This is a genomic window from Streptomyces sp. ICN903 (assembly GCF_022015835.1).
In the GTDB taxonomy this organism is placed as follows: Bacteria; Actinomycetota; Actinomycetes; order Streptomycetales; family Streptomycetaceae; genus Streptomyces; species Streptomyces fenghuangensis.
The window spans coordinates 1-8,723 of the sequence record NZ_JAKMAY010000245.1; the positions used below are offsets into that span (position 1 = coordinate 1).

An 8,723-nucleotide genomic window follows, 5' to 3' on the forward strand; every position below is an offset into this window, starting at 1 on the left:
GTGGGACGGATCGCCGCCGGGCGGGCCGGGCGGACCGGCCGTCGTCAGATGGACTGGCCCTTGCTCCGCAGCCAGGCCAGCGGGTCGATCGGGTCGCCGCCGCCGGGACGGACCTCCATGTGGAGGTGCGCGCCGGTGGAGTTGCCGGTGGAGCCGACGCGGCCGATGACGTCGCCGGTGGTCACCTTGCCGGTGGTGACGGTCATGGAGGACAGGTGGGCGTACCAGACCTCGGTGCCGTCGTCGAGGCGGAGGATGATGCGGTAGCCGTAGGAGCCCGCCCAGCCGGCCTCGACGATCTCGCCGCTGTGCACCGCCTTGACCGGGGTGCCGGTGGGGGCGGCGAAGTCCAGGCCGGTGTGGTTGCTGGACCACATCGAGCCGGACTGACCGAAGGTGGAGGTGAGCTGGTACGAGTTGAGGGGGAGGGTGTAGCTGGCCGCGAGCTTGGCCAGGCGCTCGGCCTCGGCCTTGCGCGCCGCCTCCTCGGCGGCCTTGCGCTTGCGCTCGGCCTCCTCCTCGGCGGCCTGGTCGGCTGCTTCCTCGGCCGCCTTGCCCGCGGCCTGCTCGGCGGCCTCCTCGAGCGCGGCCTGGGCCGCGCCGGTCTGCTGCTGGTCGGCCTGCTGGAGGATGCGGGCCCGCAGCGCCTCGCCGGCGTCCGCCGTGACGACGGTCGTGGTGGCGTCGGAGGTGTCCAGGCCGGCCTGGGTGACGGTGCCGCCGAAGGGGCTGGTGGCCTCGCCCTGGGGGGCGGGGTCGTCGTCGCCGCCGTCGGAGACGAGGCCGCCGACGACGGGGATGCCCTCCGCCACGGCGCCGAGGTCCACGTCCGGCATGGAGATGGCGACCGGCGACTTGTCCTTGGCGGTGGCTATGCCGCCCGCGCCGACCGCGGCGATCACGCCGACGCCGAGGACCGCTCCGCTGCGGGCCATGCCGGTGCGCTGCTTGACGACGCGGTGCCGGCCGCGGACCGGGCGGACGGACTCCTCGGTCGGGTTCCACACCGGCTGGTCGCCGTCGCCTTCGGGACCGAACGGGGCGAAAGCGGCGGTGTGCGGGTCGTACGAGACCTCGGGGGCCGGGGTGCTGGACGCCACGGGGGCGCTCTCCTTTCCTTCCTTCTCGCCTACCGGGTTAGCTGACGGGTTCGGAGCAGGAAGGTCTCCTACGGATTCATGCGGGCATGCCGCATGTACCCGATTCACCCCAATTGGTGGTTCCCCGGTTCCCTGGGCGCGTCCTCGCTGTTGACGGGGCCACGCTCGCGGGATTCGGCGACGGCGCACGGTGCCGCCCTCTTCGGCGACAGTGACGACCGCGCTGCGTTATCGAACGTTAATAGAGGTGCGCTCCGGATTCCAAGTCCCTCCTTTGGACATGGGGCTTTCTTGACGGAGGAATATCCGGGCATCAGCACGCCAATTCGGGCGATTCGACCGCCGGATCCGCGCATGAGACGCACGCCACACCAGCTGACGTTGCCTCAGTTGTTATGCGGAGGGGTGTACGTCCGCTACGGACGGTCACCGGGAGCCGGGGGCTCCGGGACCTCCGGGGCCTCCGGGTCGCGCATGACCGCCAGCAGCGCCATGTCGTCACCCCGGTGCCCGCCGGTGTGCGCGTCGACGTCCGCGAGGAGGTGGTCGAGCAGGGCGGCGGACCCGGTGAAGTGCCGGCCGCGCAGCCTCTCCACCGGGTCGTAGAAGACGTCCGCCGCGTTCCGCGCCTCCGTCAGGCCGTCGGTGTGGAGCAGCAGCAGGGAACCGGGCGGGAAGGGCAACGGCTCCGTGCCCCCGTTTCCGGGCCCGCCTGCCAGGCCTCCCAGCCCCAGTGGCAGCGCGTACGCCGCCGCGCCCGGCTCCGTGTCCGGCTCCAGCAGCAGTACATCCCCGCGCCCGGTCAGCAGTACCGGCGGCGGATGGCCCCGGTTGACGAGCCGCAGGGTCCCCGGGGCACCGGCCGGTAGTTCGGCGAACACCGCCGTGGCGAACTCCTCCGACCGGCCCGCCCCCGCCTCGCGCTGTCCGGCCTCCCGGAGGAGGGCGTGCTCGACGCGGTCCGCGACCGCCCCCAGGTCCTCCTCGGTCTCGGCCGCCTCCCGGAAGGCGCCGAGGATGACGGTGACCGTGCCGACGGCCTCCGTCCCCTTGCCGCGCACGTCGCCCACCAGCAGCCGCAGCCCGTACGGAGTGCGCTGCACGCCGTACAGGTCGCCGCCGATCCGGGCGTGCGCCTGCGCGGCCTCGTAGCGGACCGCGATTCTCAGGTCGCCGACCCGGCCGGGCGGCACGGGCAGTACGGCGAGCTGGACGGCCTCGGAGACGTGGTGGGCCGAGGCCACACTGACGTCGCTGTGGTGCAGGAGCCGGCTGAGGATGAGGGCCAGCACTCCGACGGTGACGTTGGTGACCAGCCGCACCGTGCTCTCCGCCGGGTGCAGCCCGGCCCGCACCAGCAGGGCGAGGACCGCGACCGTCGAGGCGGCCACCGTGACCGCGGTGCCGCCGAACGTCCACAGGGCCGCGGCGATCAGGCACGCCGCGATGAACGGCGCGCTCAGGAACACGTCCGCGGGGGTCAGCAGATTGACCGCCAGCCCCAGCAGGACCAGCAGCAGGGGCAGCAGCCACGGCGGGCGGCCGATGACGGGGATGGCGCGGGCACGGGTCCTGCCGCCGCCCGTCTCCTGCCGCCCGTCACCGTGCACCCTTCCAACTCTTCCCGACCCCCGGTGCCCCGGCGAGTCGATCAAGCGCCGGTCGGACGACACGGGCCCGGACGGGGGAGGGGGAATGCGGGTGGCGGGAGAACGAGGGGATGCGGGGAACGCCTACGCCCCGCGTGCGGCGAGCGCGCGGCGCACCCCGTACGAGGCGGCGCCGGCCGCCAGCACCGCCGCCCCCGAGACCACCGAGGCGAGCGGCAGGGCGAAGGCCAGCACCACGCACCCGGCCAGCCCCACCGCCGGCACGATCCGCGGCGGCCGGCCCTCGCCCGGGCCCAGGGTCCAGGCGGAGGCGTTGGCGATCGCGTAGTAGGCCAGGACGCCGAAGGAGGAGAAGCCGATCGCACCGCGCAGGTCCCCCGTGGCGGCCACCACCGCCACCACCGCGCCGACCGCCAGCTCGGCGCGGTGCGGCACGCCGAAGCGCGGGTGCACGGCGGCCAGCACGGACGGCAGGTGCCGGTCGCGGGCCATCGCCAGGGTGGTGCGGGAGACCCCGAGGATCAGTGCGAGCAGGGAGCCCAGCGCCGCCACCGCCGCCCCCACCCGTACCACCGGGGCCAGCTCCGGTGCGCCCGCCGCCCGCACCGCGTCGGCCAGCGGCGCGGTCGCCCTCCCCAGCCCGTCGGGGCCCAGCACGCCGAGCACCGCGACCGCGACGGCGGCGTAGACGACCAGGGTGATGCCCAGCGCCACCGGGATCGCCCGGGGGATGGTGCGGGCCGGGTCGCGCACCTCCTCGCCGAGGGTGGCGATGCGCGCGTAGCCGGCGAAGGCGAAGAACAGCAGGCCTGCCGCCTGGAGCACCCCGCCGGGCGAGATGTCCCCGGAGCCGCCGGAGGAGCCGGCCCCGTCCGGGGCGGACCAGAAGGCCAGCCGGGCGGCGTCCGCCTCCCCGGAGGTCAGGCAGACGACCACGACGGCGGCCAGCACCGCCAGTACGGTCACCACGATCGCGCGGGTCAGCCAGGCGGTCTTCCGCACACCCGCGTAGTTCACCGCCACCAGCGCCACCACCGCCGCGACCGCGACCGCGTGCGCCTGCTCGGGCCACACGTACAGGCCCACCGTCAGGGCCATCGCCGCGCACGAGGCGGTCTTGCCGACCACGAAGCCCCAGCCGGCCAGATGGCCCCAGAACTCCCCCAGCCGCTCGCGGCCGTAGACGTAGGTGCCCCCGGACTCCGGGTAGCGGGCGGCCAGCCGGGCCGAGGAGGTCGCGTTGCAGTACGCGACCACCGCCGCCAGCGCCAGGCCGAGCAGCAGACCGGCCCCGGCCGCGCGGGCCGCCGGGGCGAAGGCCGCGAAGACGCCCGCGCCGATCATCGACCCCAGGCCGATCACCACCGCGTCGCCGGTGCCCAGCCGCCTTCGCAGCCCGGGAGCCTCCCGTGCGCCCTCCGCCGTCCCGCCCATCCCCGTCCCCTCCCGTGGGTGTACCCGTGCCCTTCGCGCCGGCTGCCCGCCGGGCGGCCGGCGACCACCGGCCGCACCGGACGCTACCGCCCCAGAGCCCGCCCCCGCTTCCGGGCCCGCCGCCGGGCGGAGGCGGGGGCAGGCGCACGACGGCGACGCGGAACCCGTCCGCGCCGCCGTGGAGCCGGGCCCCGCCCGCCACTCAGGCCAGGATCTTCTCCTTGGCCCGCTGGTACTCGTTCTCGGTGAGGTCCCCCTTCGCCTTGAGCTCGGAGAGCCTGGCCAACTGGTCGACGCCGGCGGCGCCGGCAGTGGCGCCGCCGGTGCCCGCACCCGTGCCCGCGGTCTCGCGGATGTAGGCGTCGAAGACCTCCCTCTCCGTCTTGGCCCGCCTCATCTCGCGCTCGCTCATCCCCTTGCCGCGGGCGACCAGGTAGACGAGGACGCCGAGGTAGGGGAGGACGACCACGAAGACGAGCCAGCTGGCCTTGCCCCATCCGCTCAGCTCGTGGTCACGGAAGACGTCGTTGATGACCTTGAACAGCAGGATCAGCCACACGACCCACAGGAAGAACCACAGGAAGGTGAGGAACGCTCCCAGCACCGGATAGTCGTAGGCCATGTACAGATACCCGTCCATTGCTCCACCTCGCGGTCGGACGGTCGCTCCGCCCGGGCGCCCGGTCCTCGGGCGCCGGGCCGGCACGGCTGTCGTGTTCGTCTGTTCGCCGCCGGGGCGCGTCTTCGCGCGGAGGCGCCACCCGGCCGCTTCCACGGGGCCGGACAGTCGTTCCAGCGCGCTTTCGGCCCTCTTGTTCAGTATTGCGCCCCCGGTCGGGCGCGCAACACGGCACCCGTCCGGGTGCGGCGGGCCTCAGCGGCCGGTGCGGCGGCGGGACCGCTGCAGGGAGACGAGGAGGACCGCGAGCACCAGGACCCCGATACCGATGAACAGCAGGTAGAACAGCCCCTCCACCACCGCGCCGAGCACACCCAGCACGGCCGCGACGAGAAGCAGGAACAGGAAGACCGCCATGTCGTGGACGCCTCCTTCACACGGTTCGGGCGCGGCCCCGGTCAGCCGCGCGCCAGTCGGCGCTCGCCTCCGGCGCCCGGGTGGTAGGGGACCCCGTAGTGCCGGAAAACCGGCTCCTCCTCCTCGGCGGACAGCACGTCGTCGGTGCCGATGGAGGGGGCCTTCTTCACCAGCGCCTTGCCGTACCGCACCTTGAGGTAGTCCGGGCCGGCGACCGCCTCGTCCAGGGGCACGAACACCAGGCGCTGACGGGTGGGCAGTCCGATCCGCACGGTGACCATGGCGGGCTCGTCGGTCGCCGTGTCGGTGTAGACCGCTTCGAGCGGGCCGACCTTGTGCCCGTCCGCGTCGACGACGTCACGGCCGCGCCACTCGCGGATGTCTGCTGGACGGATCATGCGCTCAGCTCCCTGGACGGACGGTCCGGACGGCGGGCCCGTACCGTGCTGCCCGCACGCGTGCGCGGAGCCGGCCCCCGGGGCCCGCCGCGCCGTGGGCGCGCCGGTTACGCCCTCATGCTACGCCCGAGCCGCATTCCGGGCATAAGCGACTGATCGCCGTCTCCGCGAGCCCTGCTCCGCCCCCGCCGTACGGCGCCCTCCGCCGCACCGAAGCCCCCGGTCGCGTTGTGCGTGCGCCCGCGCCTGCGGCACCGGGCACGTCGCCGAGCAGGGCCCGCACGCACAACGCGCCCGCCGCGCCCGCCGATTCGGCGGGCGGGACCGCGCCGGAGACGGCGGAACCCCCGCCGACCTGCGTCGGCGGGGGTCCTGGCCCCGAGGGGTCCGGTAGGCCGTGTGGGACTCGAACCCACAACCAATGGATTAAAAGTCCACTGCTCTGCCAATTGAGCTAACGGCCCGCCCCCGAAGCATAGCCCGGAGAGGCGCCGCGCTTCGAAGGCATTGGCACAGTGTGACGGCACGTCGCGTCGTATCCGCGCCCGGACGGCCGGGCGCACCCCGGACGAGCGGGGCACGGGACCGGACACGCCGAAGGGCCCGGCCCGGAGCGGTGCTCCGGGCCGGGCCCTCAACCGGTCTGTCCGGCTCAGCCGTTGCGCTTCCAGCGCGGCTTGTCCGCACGGCGGTCGAACGAGCGGCCGCCGCCGCGGTGGTCACCGCCCTGGTGCCCGCCGCCCTGGTAGCCGCCACCGCGGTGGTCGTCACGGCGGCCGTAGGGGCGGCGGTCGTCACGGTCGCGGTCGCGGTTGAAGGGGCGGCGGTCGTCACGGTCCCGGTTGAACGGGCGGTCGCCGCCACCGCGGTGGCCGAACTCGCGCCGGTCGTTGTCGCGGCGGAAGCCGCCCCGGTCGTCACGGCGGTCGCGGTTGAACGGACGGCGCTCGCCGCGGTCGCCGCGGTCGTCACGCCGGTCCCGGTTGAACGGACGGCGCTCACCGCGGTCGCCGCGGTCGTCACGGTCCCGGCCGTAGGGGCGGCGGTCGTCACGGTCACGGTCCCGGCGGAAGTTGCCCCGGTCGTCGCGGCGGTCGTACGACCGCTCCTCGCGCGCCCGGCGCGCCTCGGCCTCGGCCTTCGCCTCCGCCGCGTCGGCCTCGGCGGTGAACTCGGCCACCGCAGCCTCGGTCGCCTCGGCGACCGCGGCCACGGCCGCCTCCGGGTCGTCGCCCCGCTCACGGGCGGCGCGCGCCGACAGCTTGTCGGCCTCCTCGCGCAGCTCGGCGGCGCGGCGCTGCGCGCGCTCGAGCTGCCGGGTGATCTCGGCCACCTCGCGCTCGGCCTGCTTGGCGGCGTTCAGCGCCGACTCGGCCTGCACCTCGGTCAGCGACCGGGCGCCGGTGATCTCCACCACGTCCTCGTCGAAGGCGTCGCCGCGGCCGATGACGTGGCGCGAGGCGTCCACGCCCGCGTCCTCCATCAGCCGGAAGATCTGCCGCCGCTGGTGCGGCAGCGCCAGCGAGACGACCGTGCCGGAGCGGCCCGCACGGGCGGTGCGGCCGGAGCGGTGCAGGTAGTCCTTGTGGTCGCCGGCCGGGTCCACGTTGAGCACCAGGTCGATGTCGTCGACGTGGATGCCGCGCGCGGCGACGTCGGTGGCCACCAGCACGTTGACGCGGCCGTCCTTGAAGTCGGCCAGCGTCCGGGTGCGCAGGCCCTGCGTCATGCCGCCGTGCAGCGCGTCCGCCCGCACGCCCGCCTCGCGCAGCTGCTCGGCCACGCGGTCGGCGCCGAGCTGGGTGCGGACGAAGACGATGGTGCGGCCCTTGCGCGCGGCGATGGCGGCGGTGACCGGCGCCTTGTCGCGCGGCTTCACGATCAGCACGTGGTGGCTCATCGTCGTGACCGCGCCCTGGGCGGCGTCCACCTCGTGGTGGACGGGGTCGACGAGGTAGCGGCGCACCAGGGTGTCGATCTCGTTCTCCAGCGTGGCGGAGAACAGCATCCGCTGGCCGCCGGCCGGCACCAGGTCGAGCAGTTCGGTGACCTCGGGCAGGAAGCCCAGGTCGGCCATCTGGTCGGCCTCGTCCAGGATCGCGGTCTCCACGTCGTCCAGCGAGCAGGAGCCGCGGTTGATCAGGTCCCGCAGCCGGCCCGGAGTGGCGACGAGGATGTCGACGCCGCGCTCCAGGGCGGCGATCTGGTTGCCCATCGAGGTGCCGCCGCAGACGACCTTCAGCTTCAGGCCGAGGACGTCGCCGTACGGCTGGAGCGCGTCGCTGACCTGCATGGCCAGCTCACGGGTGGGGGTGAGGATGATGCCGCGGGGGCGCTTGCGCTCGGTGCGGCCGCCGGACAGGCGGGCCAGCAGCGGCAGGCCGAAGCTGAGCGTCTTGCCGGAGCCGGTGCGGCCGCGGCCGAGGACGTCCTTGCCCACCAGCGCGTCCGGGATGGTCGCGGCCTGGATCGGGAACGGGACGGTGACGCCGTTGTGCGCGAGCTTGCGGACGATCTCGCCGGGCAGACCGAGGTCGGCGAACGTGGTCGTCGGCTCGTCCTCGGGCAGGACGACGTCAGGGGTAGTCACAGACATGCGAAAACAAACCTCTCGGAAGTCACATGGCACGCGCCCGCAACTCCGTGTTTTCGCATAAGACCGCCTCGATGCGGTCAGCCACGGCTCAGGTGAGGAACGCGCCACACGGCGCGCTACTGATTCACGGCGCCGGGCAAATGGGAGCAAACGATCTGCCACCATACGACCTCCCCTCCCCGAGCGCAAATCTCTTGTCCGCGCTGCCGGTGGGGCGGGAGGAACGGCGGTGGCGACCGCCTGTGGGGAAGTCTACCGGTCCGCGGAGCCGGGACGTTCGCCTGAGTGGTGCGGGCCGCCGGTTCCGTGGATGTCGTACGAGGAGTGAACGACGGACGGCCCCGCGTTCATTCCGTACCGCGCCGACAACCCGGAAAGTCCCTCGGCGCCGGCCTCCGCGCCTTCGCCGGGGCCGTCCTGCGCACCGCCGCCCCCGTTGTCCCCGTCACCCGCGCCGTCACCCGCGCCGTCGCCTCCGCCGGTGTCACCGTCCCCACCGCCGGTGCCGCCGCTCCCCTGCGGCGGGGTGGTCTCGGCGGGCGGGGCCGT

General features: G+C 74.4%; 8 protein-coding genes, 1 tRNA gene and 1 riboswitch. Of the genes, 1 reads left to right on the forward strand and 8 read right to left on the reverse strand.

Annotated features, from left to right (window positions below; translation table 11 throughout):
* Positions 1 to 44 precede the first annotated feature (44 nt).
* The 8 genes from L7D48_RS21765 to L7D48_RS21800 all read right to left on the reverse strand — a co-directional run bounded on the left by L7D48_RS21765 (position 45) and on the right by L7D48_RS21800 (position 8,174).
* Positions 45 to 1,100, reverse strand: coding sequence for a M23 family metallopeptidase (locus tag L7D48_RS21765; RefSeq protein WP_237881600.1), 1,056 nt, complete (start codon positions 1,098 to 1,100; stop codon positions 45 to 47).
* Between the two features lie 11 nt (positions 1,101 to 1,111).
* Positions 1,112 to 1,290, reverse strand: a riboswitch (cyclic di-AMP (ydaO/yuaA leader).
* Positions 1,291 to 1,516: 226 nt separating this feature from the next.
* Positions 1,517 to 2,710 carry a PP2C family protein-serine/threonine phosphatase gene (locus L7D48_RS21770; protein WP_237881601.1) on the reverse strand — a complete coding sequence of 398 codons (1,194 nt, stop codon included), beginning with the start codon at positions 2,708 to 2,710 and terminating at the stop codon, positions 1,517 to 1,519.
* Positions 2,711 to 2,833: 123 nt separating this feature from the next.
* On the reverse strand, positions 2,834 to 4,144 hold the full coding sequence (locus L7D48_RS21775; RefSeq protein ID WP_237881602.1) for an APC family permease: 1,311 nt from the start codon (positions 4,142 to 4,144) through the stop codon (positions 2,834 to 2,836).
* A gap of 202 nt (positions 4,145 to 4,346) precedes the next feature.
* Complete coding sequence (locus L7D48_RS21780) at positions 4,347 to 4,784, reverse strand: SHOCT domain-containing protein (protein ID WP_237881603.1); 438 nt, start codon at positions 4,782 to 4,784, stop codon at positions 4,347 to 4,349.
* Between the two features lie 234 nt (positions 4,785 to 5,018).
* Positions 5,019 to 5,180 (reverse strand): hypothetical protein, encoded by a 162-nt coding sequence (locus L7D48_RS21785; RefSeq protein WP_237881604.1) that lies wholly within the window; start codon positions 5,178 to 5,180, stop codon positions 5,019 to 5,021.
* 41 nt (positions 5,181 to 5,221) lie between these two features.
* Positions 5,222 to 5,578 carry a PRC-barrel domain-containing protein gene (locus tag L7D48_RS21790; protein WP_237881605.1) on the reverse strand — a complete coding sequence of 119 codons (357 nt, stop codon included), beginning with the start codon at positions 5,576 to 5,578 and terminating at the stop codon, positions 5,222 to 5,224.
* Positions 5,579 to 5,969: 391 nt separating this feature from the next.
* A tRNA-Lys gene (locus L7D48_RS21795) sits at positions 5,970 to 6,042 on the reverse strand.
* A 188-nt stretch (positions 6,043 to 6,230) separates the two neighbouring features.
* Positions 6,231 to 8,174: a DEAD/DEAH box helicase gene (locus L7D48_RS21800; RefSeq protein ID WP_237881606.1), complete on the reverse strand. Its 1,944-nt coding sequence runs from the start codon at positions 8,172 to 8,174 to the stop codon at positions 6,231 to 6,233.
* Positions 8,175 to 8,498: 324 nt separating this feature from the next.
* Between L7D48_RS21800 and L7D48_RS21805 the strand changes: the two genes are divergently transcribed.
* Positions 8,499 to 8,723: hypothetical protein (locus L7D48_RS21805; RefSeq protein ID WP_237881607.1), on the forward strand; the 225-nt coding region annotated here is incomplete at its 3' end.